Source organism: Ancylobacter sp. Lp-2, from assembly GCF_020523795.1.
Taxonomy (GTDB): domain Bacteria; phylum Pseudomonadota; class Alphaproteobacteria; order Rhizobiales; family Xanthobacteraceae; genus Ancylobacter.
Window position 1 is genome coordinate 652,488 of the sequence record NZ_JAJALI010000002.1, and the last position, 16,365, is coordinate 668,852.

At 70.5% G+C, this 16,365-nt stretch carries 12 protein-coding genes; 11 read left to right on the forward strand and 1 reads right to left on the reverse strand.

The features are described 5' to 3' along the window. Positions 1-167: 167 nt before the first annotated feature. The 9 genes from LGR54_RS07655 to LGR54_RS25995 all read left to right on the forward strand — a co-directional run bounded on the left by LGR54_RS07655 (position 168) and on the right by LGR54_RS25995 (position 10,978). Positions 168-1,958 carry a class I SAM-dependent methyltransferase gene (locus LGR54_RS07655; RefSeq protein ID WP_230361346.1) on the forward strand — a complete coding sequence of 597 codons (1,791 nt, stop codon included), beginning with the start codon at positions 168-170 and terminating at the stop codon, positions 1,956-1,958. Between the two features lie 320 nt (positions 1,959-2,278). Continuing rightward, a complete protein-coding gene (locus LGR54_RS07660) occupies positions 2,279-4,018 on the forward strand; it encodes a lipopolysaccharide assembly protein LapB (RefSeq protein WP_230361347.1) in 1,740 nt (579 codons plus the stop codon). Beyond that, positions 4,015-5,280, forward strand: a complete 1,266-nt coding sequence (locus tag LGR54_RS07665) for a polysaccharide pyruvyl transferase family protein (RefSeq protein WP_230361348.1) — start codon at positions 4,015-4,017, stop codon at positions 5,278-5,280. The genes LGR54_RS07660 and LGR54_RS07665 overlap by 4 nt, the downstream gene beginning before the upstream one ends. An 18-nt stretch (positions 5,281-5,298) precedes the next feature. Next, positions 5,299-5,583 (forward strand): acyl carrier protein, encoded by a 285-nt coding sequence (locus LGR54_RS07670; protein ID WP_230361349.1) that lies wholly within the window; start codon positions 5,299-5,301, stop codon positions 5,581-5,583. Next, positions 5,580-6,461, forward strand: a complete 882-nt coding sequence (locus tag LGR54_RS07675; protein ID WP_230361350.1) for a glycosyltransferase family A protein — start codon at positions 5,580-5,582, stop codon at positions 6,459-6,461. The genes LGR54_RS07670 and LGR54_RS07675 overlap by 4 nt, the downstream gene beginning before the upstream one ends. A gap of 2 nt (positions 6,462-6,463) precedes the next feature. Then, positions 6,464-7,333 (forward strand): phytanoyl-CoA dioxygenase family protein, encoded by an 870-nt coding sequence (locus tag LGR54_RS07680; RefSeq protein ID WP_230361351.1) that lies wholly within the window; start codon positions 6,464-6,466, stop codon positions 7,331-7,333. After that, the gene (locus LGR54_RS07685; RefSeq protein ID WP_230361352.1) at positions 7,330-8,994 is read left to right on the forward strand and encodes an AMP-binding protein; all 1,665 of its coding nucleotides are present in this window, start codon (positions 7,330-7,332) and stop codon (positions 8,992-8,994) included. The genes LGR54_RS07680 and LGR54_RS07685 overlap by 4 nt, the downstream gene beginning before the upstream one ends. After that, complete coding sequence (locus LGR54_RS07690; RefSeq protein WP_230361353.1) at positions 8,979-9,830, forward strand: phytanoyl-CoA dioxygenase family protein; 852 nt, start codon at positions 8,979-8,981, stop codon at positions 9,828-9,830. Before LGR54_RS07685 ends, LGR54_RS07690 begins: the two co-directional genes overlap by 16 nt. Beyond that, positions 9,827-10,978 (forward strand): cytochrome P450, encoded by a 1,152-nt coding sequence (locus LGR54_RS25995; RefSeq protein WP_230361354.1) that lies wholly within the window; start codon positions 9,827-9,829, stop codon positions 10,976-10,978. Before LGR54_RS07690 ends, LGR54_RS25995 begins: the two co-directional genes overlap by 4 nt. A 17-nt stretch (positions 10,979-10,995) precedes the next feature. On the opposite strand, the gene LGR54_RS07700 is transcribed toward LGR54_RS25995, so the two are convergent. Next, the gene (locus LGR54_RS07700) at positions 10,996-14,040 is read right to left on the reverse strand and encodes a glycosyltransferase (RefSeq protein ID WP_230361355.1); all 3,045 of its coding nucleotides are present in this window, start codon (positions 14,038-14,040) and stop codon (positions 10,996-10,998) included. Between the two features lie 200 nt (positions 14,041-14,240). On the opposite strand from LGR54_RS07700, the gene LGR54_RS07705 reads away from it, so the two are divergent. Both LGR54_RS07705 and LGR54_RS07710 read left to right on the forward strand, forming a co-directional pair. Next, complete coding sequence (locus tag LGR54_RS07705; RefSeq protein WP_230361356.1) at positions 14,241-15,497, forward strand: polysaccharide pyruvyl transferase family protein; 1,257 nt, start codon at positions 14,241-14,243, stop codon at positions 15,495-15,497. A gap of 46 nt (positions 15,498-15,543) precedes the next feature. Continuing rightward, a complete protein-coding gene (locus LGR54_RS07710) occupies positions 15,544-16,212 on the forward strand; it encodes a class I SAM-dependent methyltransferase (RefSeq protein WP_230361357.1) in 669 nt (222 codons plus the stop codon). The last annotated feature ends 153 nt before the right edge of the window (positions 16,213-16,365 follow it).

Here is a 16,365-nt window from a genome sequence, read left to right on the forward strand (position 1 = left end):
CGCTTGTGCTTGCGCGTCGGGCTCGTCCTGCTGATCTAATGCCGGATACTGATCGAACCCTCCTGTGCCGAGATGATTCGTAGCCCGCTCCTTCCCGTGCCCCTTTGCCGCGAGGCCATGCCCCGCATCCCCGCCGGTCGCCGGCCGGGCTGTCGCATGTTCCGGACATGATGGCGGACGCCGGTTCCCCGATCGTCACCGCCTCCTCGAGCGAGGAGCTGATCGACGCCCTCGCCGAGGCGCCGGAGGGAACGGTCGTCGCGCTCGATGCCCCGCATTACCACCTCGCCACCACGCTGGCGCTGACCCGGCGGCTGACGCTGCGCGGTGTGCGGGCGGAACCGCCGATCCTCAGCTTCTCGGATGGGCGCTATGCTTTGTCGGTGCAGGCGGCGGGCTGCCGGCTCGAGGCGCTCGCCATTACCGGTCTCGGCCACCGCAGCACGGTGCTCGTCGAGGTCGCCGCGGATGATTGCACCCTCGACCGGATCCTGCTGCTGCGCGCCCAGGGCGGCGGCATCCGCGTGGAAGGCTGCCGGGGCTTCGCGGCGCTGGCGCTCATCGCCGAGGATCTCGGCCAGGAAGTGCTGTCCGCCTTCGGCTGTCGCGACCTGCGCATCGCGGTGCGCGGACGCGCCATCGCCCGGCGCGTGGCCGGCCCCGCCATCCGTCTCGTCGACTGCCGGGGCTTTTCGCTCGACGCCGATATCGACGACGTGCATGGCAGCGCCGTGACCGTGGAACAGATCGACGCCGCTTGCGCCGGTCTCGACGGCCAGCTGATCATCCGCGCGCATCAGGTCCAGCGCGCCCTGTCCCTGCTGGGGCGGCGGGAGGCGCCGGCCCACGCGCTTCGCGCACAGGTCAGCGTGCGGAACTGGACGGATTGCGCCGTGCTGCTCTCCAACGCCCGCGACGTCGACCTTCAATTGTCCGTCGATACGGTCGAGCAACCGGCCGTGGTTCGGCTCAATGGCGGGTTCGGCCTGCGCGACAGCACGATCCTCGTCACCTCGCCGGAGCCCGGGAACGCGGTGACGGCGGCGGACCTCGTCTCTGGTACCGGGCGCAGCGAGAACAACGACATACGGCACCGCACGAGAGCGCCCGAGATCGAAACCGTCCCGGCACGCTTGCTGCCCCCTGCCCTCGACCAGCGGCTGAGCGAGATCGGGAACGCCGGCTTCCATGTCTACGACGTGCCCGGCCGGTGCAGCCTCTGCGGCTGGGAAGGCCCGTTCCGCCGCACCCACCCGAGCGAGCGCGAAACCTTCGCCTGCGGGGCCTGCCGCGCGGCGCTGCGCTATCGCGGCCAGGCGGAGGTCCTGCTCGATCAGCTCGGGCAGGGACGCTTCGCTACGCAGGGGCGCTTCGCCACGCTTGCCGAGCTGGCGGAAGGCGGAGGCCTGACGGGGCTGGCGGTGTTCGAGCCGGGCGTCTCGGGACCGCTGAGGCCGTGGCTGCGCCGGGCCGGTCTCTACGAACAATCCTTCTACGACCCGGCACTGCCGAGCGGAACGCGGCGGGACGGCCTCGTCTGCCAGGATCTGATGGCGACGTCCTTCGCCGACGCGAGCTTCGATCTCGTCGTCACCTCCGACATCTTCGAGCACATTCGCAAGCCGTTTGCCGCCTTCGCCGAGATCGGCCGCATCCTCAAGCCCGGCGGAATGCACATCTGGACCGTGCCGCTCGGCATGCCGCCGCCGGACGAGACGCGCGCCCGCGTGGACACCAGCGAAGCCCAGGACCGGATGATCCTGCCGCCCGTCTATCATGGCTCGGGCACCGACGGGCTCTCCCTCGTCTATACGGATTTCGGCCGTGACATCGGCCGTCTCCTCGCCGCCATGGGACTTCCGACCCACGCGGTGCGGCACGGGCTTCGCGACCATGTCGCGGGCGTGACCTTCGTCTCGGTAAAGGCGCCTGCCAGCGAGGAAACTCCGGCCGGATAGACCGCGACCGGATCGGCCTGCCGCGCCCCGCACGCCGTGGCGACACGGGCGCGGCCGCCCTAGCGGAAGGCCGGACGCCCTCGTTACGCCGTGGCCTTGCCGAAACACTGCCAAGCTCATGCAATTCCCGGCAAAATAGCGCATGGGAGAAGGCCGCTGACCGTCTTTACAAACCGTGGCCCTCCCGCTTTATTGTCAGCGCTTTCAATCTGATTTGATTGTAGAAATTGCGCGTTTCTACGAATGGCCACGGTGTCGACGCCCCCGGTAGAAAGGCGCGGCATGGGCGGTTCGTGACGGGTGACAGGCAGGACCGCGAGTTGTCGCAGATAGCTTCGGGACAGGACGCTTCGAGCCCTCCCCCCTCTTCCCTCGCCGCCGAGACCGCCGCCATCGAGGCGCTGGTCAAGGAACGGCCGTCGCCACGCGAACTCGGCGAACGCCTCCTTGCCGCGCGCCGACGCTGGCCGGACGATCTGCGCCTGCAGTTGATCGAGGGCGCCTGGCTCGAATCCGAGGCCCGCATCGACGAGGCGCTCGCGGGCTACCGCGCGGCGCAGCGCGCCCATCCCGCCAATCCCTGGCCAGGGGTGCGGCTGGTGGAACTGCTGCTGCGCCAGCGTCGCAACGAGGAGGCGCGCGCCGCCTTCCGCGACACCGTATGGGCCGGCACGGCGCCGGAGAGCACCCGCACCGGCCTGCTCTCCCGCACGGCGGCGACGATCGCCGGGCTGCCGGGCCGCCGCGCCTATCTTGAAGGCCTGCTGCGGCAGACGCCGGACGATCGCTTCCCCCTGCTCAAGCTCGCCGCGCTGAGCTTTCGCGAGCAGGACCGGGCGACCACCGAGCAGTTGTTCGCGCAGGCCCGGGCGCTGGGGCCGCTGACCGACGAAAGCCGGCTCATCGAGCTTGAGCTCCATCTCGCCCAGGCCCGCTTCGAAGAGGCCGATGCGCTCGCCAGCGCACTTCAGGCCCGCAACCCCGACCGCGTGGAATTCGCCCGCCGCGCCATCCAGACCGCCATCTTCACCCGGCAGACCCAGGCGATGGTCGACCGGCTCGACGCGGCGCTCACCCGTTGGCCCGACGATTGGCTGCTGCTGTTCCGCTACAATCGCTGCCCCTTGCCGGGCGAGGTCGACCGCCGCCTGTTCGCGGCGCTGACCGAACGGGCGGAGGCGCTGGCATCCAATGACCGTTGGTCGTTCCAATACGCCATCGCCGGGCTGCGCCACGGCCGGGTGGCAGAGGCCATCGAGACCATTCGGCGCCTCGCCGGGTCCGAGCCGGTCGGCAACATGGCGGGGCCGCTGGCCACGGCCCTCACGGCGCATCCGCCCGCGACCTGGTCGAATGCGCGGGCGATCAGCCATGCCTGCGACGACGACGTGCAGGTCGTGACGAGGCCGGACGCGGCGGCGACGGTGGTGCTGTTCTCCAGTGTCGTCGGCGGCCTAGGCTACCTGCCTTTCGGCCTTGCCGACGGCCTGCTGGCCCAGCGCCCGGTCAATGTCGTCTATCTGCGCGACCTCAACCACCGCAGCTTCACCGCCGGCGTGCGCTCGCTCGGCCCGGATCAGGCGGCGATGATCGCCGGCCTGCGTCGGATCACCGGCGATCTCGGCGTGCCGGTCGTCACCATGGGCTCCTCCATCGCCGGCGTCGCGGCCATACGCTGCGCGGCGATGATGGGGGCCGGCGCCGCCATTTCCTTTGCCGGGCCGGTCAATCTCGGCATGGAGGCGTCGGACGACACGCCGCCACCGCCGACCTCCGCCTCGAACGGCACCCGCGCCGCGCTATTCTCCAGCATCACCGAGGCCGATCTCGGCATCGTCGAGCTCATCCGCGCCGCGCCGGGCACCAACATCCACCAGTGCTTCGGCGCCGGCTTCGCGCCGGACGTCGACGCCGCGCGGCTGCTCGACGGGCTCGCCAATGTCCGGCTGCATCCGGTGGCGGACTGCGCCGATCATTTCGTCATCGAGCACGTGATCGCCGACGGGCGTTTCCTGGCGATCCTCGACGACGCGATGACCGACCTCGGAGCCGCGCGATGAGCGGTTCCGATCTCGTGCTGATCTCCGGCATGTTCGACATGAACAATTACGGCGATCTGCTGTTTCCTCTGGTCGCCGGCCACCGCCTCGCCCAGGCGGGCTATCGCGTCGCGCCGGTGGCGCCGGCAGGGGGACGGGCGAATTTCGTCGACGCCCTGCCCAGCTTCGACATCGCCACGATGCTGTCGGGAGATATCGACCCGGCCGGCATCGTCATAGGCGGCGGGTACATCGTCCATGCCAACTCGCTCGCCTTCCTCGACCATTACATCGGCGAGGAGGCCGGCAACTGGTCGGGTCTCGGCCTGTGGCTCGGCGCCACGCTTGCCGCGGCGCTGCGGGACATTCCCCTGGCGTGGAATGCGCCGGGGGTGCCGCACCCGTTCTCCAGCCGCCAGCGCACGGTAATCGCCGCCGCCCTGCGCGCCGCCTCCTATGTCGCGGTGCGCGACGAGGGCAGCGCGCGGTTGCTGGCGGCACCGGCCGATGTCGAGGTCGCGTTGGTGCCGGACCCCATCGCCGATCTGCCCCGGCTCTGGCCGAAGGCCGGCCTTGCCGCGCCGTATCGGGAGCTGCTCGCGCGCAAGGACCTCGCCCCGGAGACGAGGCTGCTCGCCGTCCATGTGCGCAACCGCTCCATCGCCGGTCTGGACCGCCGCGACTTCGCTGACGCCCTGCGCGCCTTCGCCGACGCGCAGGGGCTGGTGCCGATGCTGGTCGCGGTCGGCCAGAGCCATGACGATCCGGCGGTGGCCCGCGAGCTCGCCGGCCATCTCGGCGACCGATGCCTGCTGCTCGACGACCCGCCGAGCCTGCGTGAGATCACCGCCGCCTTCGCTCACAGCGCCCTCTATGTCGGGGCCTCGCTGCATGGCTACATCGTCGCCTCGACCTATGGCGTGCCGGGCGTGCTGGTCGGCCGTCCCAGCTACAACAAGTTCCCCGGCTTCCTCGCCCATACCGGACGCGGCCAGGACCTCGCGCGCAGCTGGGACGAGGCGTGGCGCCTCGCGGCGGGCCGGCAGGGCGAAACCGGCTCCTTCGTCCCGGCGTCCGTCGCCGTTGCGCTCGACCAGCACTGGGCTCGTCTCGTCGCCGCGCTCGCGGTCCGGTCGGAACGCGGCCCGCAGCGCCGGGCTTTCGCTCTTGAGCTGATGCGCAGCGCCGTCGCCACGGAAGGCCCCGGCTGGGCATTGGCCCCCCTGCTCACCCGCCGCATGCGCGCCGAACCGGCCGGCGGCGGCGACCCGTTCGGCATTTGACATGAAGAGAGGTGATCCATGGACCGACGTCTTCCCTGCGACCGCGAAACGCTGCGCAGCTGGATGGTGAACTATATCGGCGGCGTCTTGACCTTGCCGGACGGCGTTCCCACCGACCAGACCTTCGACACCTACGGCTTCGACAGCGTCGAGGCGGTGGTGATGGCCGGGGTGATGGAGGAGGAGTTCGGCACGCAGGTCGATCCGGTCCAGCTGTTCGAGCAGCCAAGCATCGACGCCTTCTCCGCCGCCTTCTCCAGCGATGGCGGCTCGGTTGCGGCGGCGACGGAGACGCGCGCGTGAGCCGTCCCGCCGTCTCGGTCGTCCTCGTCAGCTATGAGATGCAGCGGGAGCTGCCGCGGACCCTGCGTTCGCTGGCCTCCCCGTATCAGGCGGGACTGTGCCGGGACGAGGTGGAGATCATCGTCGTCGACAACGGCTCGTCGCCCCCGCCCGGCGACGCCGACGTCGCCAGCCTCGACGCCGATATCCGCCTGCTGCGCCAGCCGCAGCCGACGGCCTCGCCGGTGCCGGCGATCAATGCCGGCCTGGCCGCCGCCCGCGCCGATCTCGTCGGCGTGTGGATCGACGGTGCCCGCCTCGCCTCGCCGGGCCTGCTCGCCGCCTGCCTCGCGGCCTCCCGCCTGCATCCGCGCCCGGTGATCGCGACACTGAACTACCAGCTCGGCCCGGCGTTGCAGTTCGACAGCGTCAGCCACGGCTACGACCGCGCCGCCGAGGACAAGCTGCTCGACGGCATCGGCTGGCCGCAGGACGGCTACCGGCTGTTCGACGTCGCGACCAGCGAGCTGCGCGCCGGACCCGAGGGGCCGATGCTGGAGAGCAACGCGCTGTTCCTGCCGCGCACGCTATGGGACGAGCTGGGCGGCTATGACGGCGCCTTCGTCGAGCCCGGCGGCGGGGTGGTCAATCCCGACACCTATCTGCGCGCCTGCGCCCTGCCGGACGTCCAGCAGATCCGCATCCTCGGCGAAGGCACCTTCCACCAGATCCATGGCGGGATTTCCACCAGCACGCCGCAGAGCGCGATGGACGTGCTGCGCGAAGGCAGCCGGCTTTATCTGCAACGCCGCGGCCGCCCGCTCCGGACGACACGCGATCCCGGCTGGCTGTTCGACGCCCGCCGCAAAGCGGTGGTGAACGCCGCACCAGGAGGATGAACATGCCCGAGACGCTCGCTCCGGCCGCCACCGGCGCCCCCTCCCTCGATGCGGCGACGGTCGCCCGCTTCCGGCAACAGGGCTATCTGTCGCCGCTCACGGTGATGAGCGAAGCCGAGATGGCGGACAACCTCCGGCAGCTCGACGAGATAGAGGCCCAGCGGGCCGGCCGGCTGCTGCCCCAGCACAATGTGAAGGTGCACCTGCTGGCGCCGTTCCTGTGGGACATCGTGCATCACCCCGCGATCCTCGACCGGGTGGAGGCGCTGCTCGGTCCGGACCTGCTGTGCTGGGCGGCAAGCTTCTTCGACAAGAAGCCCGGCACGACGCAGCATGTGCCCTGGCACCAGGACGCCACCTATTGGGGCCTGTCGGCACCGGAGGCGCTGACCGCCTGGGTCGCCTTCACGCCGTCGGTGGTGGCCAATGGCTGCATGCGCGTCAGCCCCGGCACCCATCACGTCGCCCTTGCCCATGTCGACACCGGCGACAACGACGTCATGCTGCCGGGCCGCGAGGAGATCGAGGTGGAGGTCGACGAGGCGCATGCCGTCGACATCGTGCTGCACCCCGGCGAGATGTCGCTGCACGACGTGCTGCTGGTACACGGCTCGCAGGCCAACACCTCCGGCCTCAGGCGCTGCGGCTTCGCCATCCGCTACATTCCCGGCCATCTGACCTCGACCGGGACGACGCGCGCCAGCGCCACTCTGGTGCGGGGGCGCGACCACGGGCATTTCGACCTTGAGCAGCGGCCGGAAGCGCCGTTCCATCCCGAGGCGCTGAAGCGCTATAACGGGGTGCTACGCCAGTGGATGCGAACCGTGCTGCCCAATATGGGCAAGGACGCCCAGCCCGGATCGCAGCCGTGACACCCCTCCCCGCTCCCGCCAGCATCACCCTGCCGGAATGGCTCGAGGACCACGCCCGCCGGCGTGGCGACCACGTCGCCATCCGCTTCCTCCAGCGCGGGGAAGCGGTCACGGCGCAGGCGAGCTATGCCGAGCTCGCGGCGGCGGTCGCGGCGATGGCCGGCGGCCTGTTCCGCGCCGGGCTCGCCGGCGCGCCGGTGGTGCTGGCGCTGCCGCCCGGCCTCGATCTCATCATCGCGCTGCTCGCCTGCCTGCGTGCCGGTGCCATCGCCGTGCCGGTGCCCTTCCCGGCGACCGGCGACGAGGCCCGCCAGCGCCTCGCCTCGGTGATCGCCGATCTCGGTTCGGGCGCCATCCTTGCCGCCCCGGACGCGGCGATCGACGCCGGACGCCTGCGGCGGATCGATCCCGCCGCGCTCGATGCCGCCCCGGTGGCTGTTCCGCTGCCGCACCCGGATATGCCGGCGGTGATCCAGTACAGCTCCGGCTCGACGCAGACGCCGCGCGGCATCGTCGTCAGCCATGCCAACCTCGTCGCCAACGAGGCGATGATCGCCGAGGTGTTCGGCAGCGGCCCGGAGATCGTCGCGGTGAACTGGCTGCCGCCGCATCACGACATGGGCCTGTTCGGCGCCATCCTGCACCCGCTCTTCCTCGGCGGCACCGCCGTGCTGATGCCGCCCTTCGCCTTCATCCAGAAACCGCTGCGCTGGCTGGAGGCGATCGCCCGCCATGGCGGCACCATCGCCGGGGCACCGAATTTCGGCTACGAGCTGTGCCTGCGCCGTGTGACGCCGGAACGGGCTGCGGCACTGGATCTCTCCAGCCTCGGCGTCGCCTTCTGCGGTGCCGAGCCGATCCGCGCCGAGAGCCTGCACCGTTTCGCGGCGTATTTCGCCGCCGCCGGCTTCGACGCCGCCGCCCTGGTGCCCTGCTACGGCCTTGCCGAGGCGACGCTGCTCGCCACCTCGACCCGCAAGGGCACCGGCCTGCGCGAGATCGTCCGCGACGGCGAGCCGGACGGTCGCCGCCACGTCGCCTGTGGCACCGCCCCGACGGGCTCGCGCGTCACCATACGCGATCTGGACGACGGGACGCCGCTGGCGCCCGGCGAGGCCGGGGAGGTCTGCATCGAGGGGCCGCATGTGGCGATGGGCCTGTGGCACGGCGCCACCGCGACCGTCGTGCCGCTGCCCGAGCTCGACGGCGACGGCCAGGAGCGCTGGCTGCGCACCGGCGACATCGGCGCGCTCACCGCCGACGGGCTGGTGGTTCTCGACCGGATCAAGGACGTCGTCATCGTCTACGGGCGCAACATCTATGCGGCCGATGCCGAGGCCGCCGCCCTCGATGCCGGAGGGCCGGTACTGGCGGCGGCCGCCGCCGTGGCGCTGTCGGATGCCGGGGGCGAACGCCTGGCGCTGCTGTGCGAGGTGGCGCGGGCCGAGCGCCGCACGCTCGACCTCGCCGCTTTGCGCCGGCAAGTCGCCGAAATGGTCGCCACCCGTTGCGGTGCGCTGCCGACCGTTGAATTTCTCGGCTTCGGGGCGCTGCCGCGCACCACGAGCGGCAAGATCCGCCGCCAGGCGGCACGTCAGGCCCTGGCCGAGGGACTGCTGAACCTGCTGCCGGTGGAGGATGAAAAATGGGCAAGCGCCTGACGGATGCCGAGATCGAGACCTTCCACCGCGACGGCGTGGTGTTCCCGGTGCGCGTCTTCTCCGAGGAGGAGATGGCGGGGAAGCTGGCGGCGCTCGAAGCCATCGAGGCCAGCCGCGCCGGCCGCCTGCCGCCCTCGATGAACGCCAAGCCGCATCTGCTGCTGCCCTGGCTGTGGGACATCGTGCACCACCCCGCCCTCCTCGACGCGGTGGAGGACGTGCTCGGCCCCGACCTCCTGTGCTGGGGCACCAGCTTCATCGCCAAGAACGGCCCGAGCGAGCGCTACGTCACCTGGCACCAGGACCAGACGCATTGGAGCCTCACGGCGCCGCGCGCCGTCACCGCCTGGCTGGCCTTCACCCCGAGCTCGCCCGCCAATGGCGGCGTGCGCATGGTGCCCGGCAGCAACCGCACCATCCTCGAGCACCGCGATAGCGGCGACGGGCTCAACATGCTCGGCCGCCGCGAGGAGGTGATCGCCGAGGTCGACGAGAACGACGCCATCGACGTGGTCCTCGGCCCCGGCGAGATGTCGCTGCACGACCCGTTGATCGTCCATGGCTCGCCGGCCAACCTCTCGACGACGCGCCGCATCGGCTTCGCCATCCGCTACATCCCGGCCGACATCGCCCAGCGCGACGGCATCCGCAACTTCGCCACCTGGGTACGCGGCCGCGACCACGGGCATTTCGAACCCGAGCACGCGCCGGCAGCCCCCTTCCATCCCGACGCGGTGCGCCATCACGCCCAGTCGATCCGGCAGAGCATGGCGGTGATCTTCGACAAGGCCGGGAACGGCGAGAGCCGGCCGGCGGGGGCGGAGCCGGGCGCGTGAGCGTCGCCTTCACCGATCCCGACGCCCTCATTCTGCCGGCCGGCCCACCGAGCCTCGATCCACGCGACCGCATCTGGACCATGAGCCGCCATGTCGACGTGGCGGCGGTGCTGCGCTCGCCGGCCTTCCGGGCGGCGGGCGTGGCGGAGCGGATCGACCGCATCGCCAGCCGCGCGGGCCGCGACTATACCGACCTGCTCGCGCTGCTGCGCGAGACCATGCTGTTCCAGAACGACGGCAAGCACGCCCGCGCCCGTTCGGTGGTGCGTCTGCTCGTCCAGCGCGCCCAGGCCGAATGGACGCCCGCCGCCCTGCGCGAGCGGGCGCGCCGCATCGTCGACGGACTACCCGAACGCGGCGTGAGCGATGTCGTGCCCGCCCTCGCCGAGCCGTTGCCGACGCGGGTGCTCGCCGCGGCGCTCGGCCTGCCGCCGGACCAGTGCGCGTATCTGCGCGAGCAGGCGCTCACGGTGACCGGCGCGTGGTTGCCCGGCGCGGCGATGCGCGAGCTCGACGGTTTCGAGGCCGCCGCCGGCCTGCTGCGCGCGGCGATGCTCCCCTTCAACACCGCCGGAAGCCGCATCGCCGATCTCGGCACCGGCGATTCCGACGACGAAGCCGCCGATCTCGCCGCCTTCCTGCTCATCGCCGGCGCCGACACCATCGCCGGCACGGTGGCGGCAGCGCTCGACCTGCTCGCCCGCCATCGCGACTGGCAGCCCCGGCTCAGGCAGGATCCCTCGCTGATGCCGGGCTTCATCCGCGAGACTCTCCGCCTCGCCGGGCCGTTGCGGCGCCTCAATCGCCGCATCGCCGTCGACGCCATCGACATTGGCGGCGCGGCGATCGCGCCGGGCGACATGATCGTCCTGCAGATCGACCGGGCTCATCGCGACCCCGACGCCTTTCCTGATCCCGAGCACATCGATCCCTCCCGCAAGGGCGCGGCGCTGCTGGCCTTCGGGGGCGGCGCGCATATCTGCCAGGGGCCGCTTATCGGCGCGCTGGAGGTCGAGGCGATGGTGGGCGCCGCCGTGGAGCGCTTCGCGTTCGCCCCGACAACCGAGCGCGGCCACCTGCTCGCCCATGCGGACTGGCGGGTCTTCACCCGACTGCCGCTCGCGCTGGAGCCCGCTCCTCCGGCGTGAGCGAACCGCCCCGCCGGCTACGCCTTCAGCCGCTTGTCGATCAGCCGGACGATGGTGTTCACCCTCTGCTCCCAGGTCAACCGCCGCGGCAGCGGCGCCGGCTTGGGCGACGGCTCGGCCAGCACCCGCTCCACCGCGGCGATGAAGCCGTCGGCATCGGCGGCCAGCGCGATCCGGTCGGCCACCTCGCCGATATTGGCCACCGGCGTCGCCACCACCGGCAGCCCCACCGAGAGATAGACGTAGAGCTTCAGCGGGTTCATCGAGCGGCTGAGCGCATTGTCGAGATGCGGCATGATCGCCACGTCGAACATGCGCATGTAGTCGAGCGCCTCCTCATAGGGGCGCACGCCGAGGAAATGCACATTGGGCAGGCCGCGCAGCCGGATGACCTCCGGCCGGCCATGCGCCGAGCCGATCAGCACCACATGCCAGTCGGGACGCTGCCGGGCGAGGCTTTCCAGGAGGTCGACATCGACCCGCGAGCGCAGATTGCCGACATAGCCGAGCAGCGGCCCCCGGAGCCGCGCCAGTTCGCCCGCCCGCGCCCGGCGTCCCGGCGCCAGCCGCTCCCCGGCATTGGGCACCACATGGATGTCCGGCCGGAATTCCGAGAAATCCTGCCGCTGGCTCTCGCAATTGGTAATCACCAGATCGACGCGCCTGAGCGTCTGCGCATAGCTGTCCTCGAAGATCGCCCGCGCCGCGTCCGAGACCATCTGGCGCTGATCGTCGATGAGATCGGCGATGGCCAACGGAAAGCCGACCTCGTCATGCAGCCGGGGATAGTCCGTCACTACCGGCGCCACGAAGCTGATCGCCCGGCCCCCCACGCCGGCCTCGCGCAGCACGGTGCGCACCCAGGCGGGGTAGTCGTCCGGCGGCGGCAGGTCGACGCCGAGGAAGCGATGGGTGGGGCGTTCGTTGCGATGCACGAAGACGCGGCGGGCCACCTTGCCGTCGTCCTTGGTGCGCAGGAACCGGCCGATGACATTGGCCACCATCAGATTGGTCTGGTCCTCGACCCCGCGCTCGGGATCGCCGCGCGAGCCGATGAAGGGACCGCTGACCGGCGCATCGAACTGGACGATCCGCCCGATGCGCGGATGGCTGGCCAGATGGCGCAGCAGCATGTCGTGCCGCCGGCCATAGATGCCGGTGTCGTTCTGCTTCCAGAAATAGGCGATGTCGATCGGCTGCTCGCGCAGCACCGCCGGAGCGACGATCTCGTCGCGCAGCCAGCCCGGCGCCACCGACGGAAGCTTGACGTCGAAGCGGCTCGACAGCTCGCGCAGCAGCACACTAGCCTCGGACGGCCAGCTGCGACCGGCGGCGCCGGCCTCCGCGATCGCCGTGCCGAGCCTCTCCCGATTGGCGGCATAGCTGTGCTCCGCCATGTAATAGGCTTGGCGCCGCGCCGGGTCGCCGGGGCTGCCCCCCTCGGCGACCTCGGTGAGAAAGGCCTTCAGATCGGCATCCGACCCGATCCGCGAGACCACGTCCGCGGGCAGGTCGGCAAAGGGCGGCACATGGTTCACCGCGAGGCTGATGCCGGCCGCCAGCGCATCCGACAGCTTCGCCGGGATCTGGTAGTTGGACACGGGCGAGGCCGGATCCTGGATCAGGCACACCGCGTCGGCCATCCCCACCAGGGCCGGCAAATCGTGAAACGGCTGCGGCGGGAACACGTCGACGCGCGCCGCCTTCGACTGGCAGAGCGCGACGATCTCCCGGTCCTTGTCGGTCGCGCCGATGATGCACAGCACCAGCCGTGCATCGCCGACCGCTTCCAGCGCCTCGGCGAGCTTCACCACGCCCTTATGCGCCCGCGGCGTGCCGAGAAACAGCAGCACGCGGTCCTCCGGACCGTAGCCGTAGCGCCGCCGCAGCTCGTCGCGCACGGCTTTGTCACCGGTGAACAGCGCCTCGTCGCGCGCATGGCGGACGATGGTGCCGCCAAACCGCTGCTGCAGCGCGATATTGGAAACCAGCGTGCCGTCGAACAACGGCACCAGCGTCTCGGAAACGCGCGTCCAGTTCTCGGCGAAGGGAATGTCGAGATCGGCGGCGGTCTGCGGAAGGTCCGACAAAGCCATCGGCTCACCATTGCCGACGAAGGCGAGCTCATGGTCGTCGATGTCGATCAGCACCGGGCAGCCCCAGCGATGCTTCATCAGCAGACCCAGCACGATGCCGGGCAGGCGAGGCTTCACCACCACCACGACGTCGGGCTTCACCCGCAGCGCCTCCCGGCGGGCCTGCGACAGGAATTCGGCGGTGGAGCCGCTGGGAAAGGCGCGGATGCGCATACGCGCCGTGCGCAACGGCTCCCACACCTCGGTGCCGAAGCGCGGGAACAGCGCGCCGACCATCTCGACGTCATAGTCCCTGGCCAGCAGGTCGGCGACGACATAGGCGCGCCCGGCGCAATTATGCCCGAGATCCCAGCACACCACGATGGCCTTGGGGCGCGCGGGCGGCGGCTCCCGCAGCACCTCGCCGGCCTGGAGCTGCACCGGCTCGCCGCGGGAAACCTTCCGGACCGCATCGAGCCCGAGGCTGGCGATGTGGACCTCGCTGGCTTCCGGGTGCAGCTTGACGACCAGCCGATAGGAACGCGCGCTGTCGAAATGGCGCAGCCCGACCTCGACCTCCAGGGTGTCGCCCTTGAACTCCTTCGCGCCGGCCAGGCGCAGGAAGTCGCCCGTCGCGAGCTTGTCGTCCACCTCCTGGAGGCCGACCCACGCCACGCTGCGCCCGGCGTCGCTGCCCGGCGCGAGTTGCAGGCTGAGCCGCAGGCGATATTCGTCCTCGCGACCGCGCAGTCCCTCGATGTCGATGGGGCAGCCCAGGCGCGCGCGGGTCACTCCCCGGCGCCAGGACAGCGTGAGCCCGCCGCTGTCATCGACGCTCAGCCGGCTCGGCGGCCCCTTTTCCGGCCCCCAGACCTCAACGACCCAGCTATTCGGCAGCCGCATGCTGCGGCCGCGGGACGTCGCCACGAAACCGGCGGGCGGCAGCGATTCGAGCAAGGGCAGACAAATCTCGGAATGCACATTCATGCAGTGGACACCACGAGGTCACGTCGCATCCCGGCATCCCCGCTCGATGTCGAATGATACGATTTTAGAATTAAATTTAAATGGAAATAGAATCAGACACACCCGAGTATTCTTTTCGCATGCTTCGTGAGCCTCTTGAACTTGGGTGTTCGACTTATTGATATAGGTTCGCGAAATTTGGCAGGATCGCATTCCACCACATGTCCACCGAAACGGCTTCGCTCCCCCCCGTGCAGGACCCTCTACAAATCCTGCTCACCGGTACCTTCGACGTCCGCAATTACGGCGACCTGCTGTTTCCGCTGCTCGCGGCGCAGCGGCTCGCCCCGTTCGGCATCGAGGTGACCGCCTGTTCGCCGTCCGGCGTCGCCACCGGATGGGCGGACACCATGCCGCCGCTTCCGGTGAGCGCGCTGATGCAGCCGCCCTTTCCGCTGAAGGGCATCCTGGTCGGCGGCGGCAACATCGTGCATGCGCGCGACAGCCGGCTGACCGACTACAAGCTCGGCGACCTGTCTTCCTGGGCCTATGCCGCGCTCTGGCTCGGGGCGAGCATCGCCGGAGCGGTGCACAACGTGCCGGTGGCATGGAACGCCCCCGGCGTTCCCAATCCGCTGCCGGATCGCCTGCGCGACCACGTGCTGATTCAGCAGCTTGCCGAGGCGGCCGACTATGTCGCCGTCCGCGATGCGGCCAGCCGCGCCAATCTCGGGCGTGCCGCCCCCCTCGCCCGCATCGTGCCGGATACCGCCGCCGCGCTGGCCGCGCTGTGGCCGCGCCGGTCGCTCGAGGCGGATTTCGCCGCGCTGGTCGAGCGCAAGGCGATGCCGCGGGAGGCGCGCTTCATGACCGTCCACGTCAAGGCGCGCTCGGTGACCACGAGCCTGCCGCAGCTCGCCACCGAGATCGAGGCGTTCGCCGCCGCCCGCGGCCTGGTTCCGATCCTGCTCGCCCTCGCCCCCTGCCATGACGACGACGCCACCGCGCGCCATCTCGGGCGTTTCATGACCGGCCCGCGCATCGTCGCCGACGATACGCGGGGCCTGCGCGAGATCGCCGGCGCCATCGCCCATGCCGAGCTGCATCTGGGCAGCTCGATGCACGGCTACGTCACCGCGGCCGCCTATGACGTGCCCTCGGTGCTGGTGGCACGGCCGGCGCTGGCCAAATTCGAGGGCTTTCTCGGGCATATCGGGCGTGACGCGGATCGCGTCGCCGACTGGTCGCACGCCTTCCCCCGAGCCGCCGAACAGCTCGCGGCACCGTCGGACGCGCCGCTCATTCCCGCCGCCGTTCTCGCGGCGCTCGACGACCATTGGGCGCAGGTGGCGCAGGCCCTGCTGCATCCGCCACGCACGATGGTGGAGCGTGCCCGCTTCCTGCGCAGCTTCGTCCGTTGCAGCGTCGAGCGCGACGGCTGGGGCCCCACGCTCCACTCCCAGCTCGACGCCTCCTGAACTCCCGGCGCTGCCGCGCCATCCCTCCAGCTCATAGCGACCCGTCATGCTCGAAAAAGCCCAGGATCCGCGATACGCCACCATCTCGCGGCCGGCCCCCCACGCCATCGACCTCCTTGGGAAGATGATGGAGGAGCGCCCCCAACCCATCGTGGCCGAGGTCGGCGTCGGCGTCGGCGCGACATCGGCCGAGCTCTGCCGCCGGCTGGATGGCGCCGGCCAGATCCATTTCTTCGACTATGGGGAGCGCATCACCGATCTGCTGGCCGATCTCCAGGGCCTCGGCTTCAGCAACATCCATGGGCACGCCAACAGCCGCCGGTTCCTCGACAGCTACGCCTGGACCCTCGGCAAGCTGGTGCTGGAACGCCGCGCGGCAAACGCCGGCAATGCCGCGATGTTCGACTTCATCTTCTTCGACGGTGCCCATGCCTATCACCACGATGCGTCCTCGACCGTGCTGCTGAAGGAGCTGCTGCGTCCCGGCGGCGTGCTGCTCATGGACGATTACGACTGGAGCTTCGCCAAGTCGCCGACCATGCGGCAGAACTCGAATCCGCCGCTGGAGAAGCTTTTCACCGACGAGCAGATCGAGACCTGCCACGTGAAGTTCATCTGCGACCTGTTCCTCGACAACGATCCCGCCTACCAGCGGCTCGACATCGGCTACACGCCGCCGCACGAGCACCGGCGCGCCTATCGCAAGGCCGGGTGACGGCCGGCCCCGCCGCCGGGTCGGCCAGGCCGGCGGGATGCCGGGCGGGCGCGGAGACGCCGCAATTCTGCATGCGCGGGGCGCCTACGGCGGAATCGTGCCGTAGCGGCCGTGGCGTCCCGGCGCCGGCTCGATTAAGAAGGGTGTTCCTGA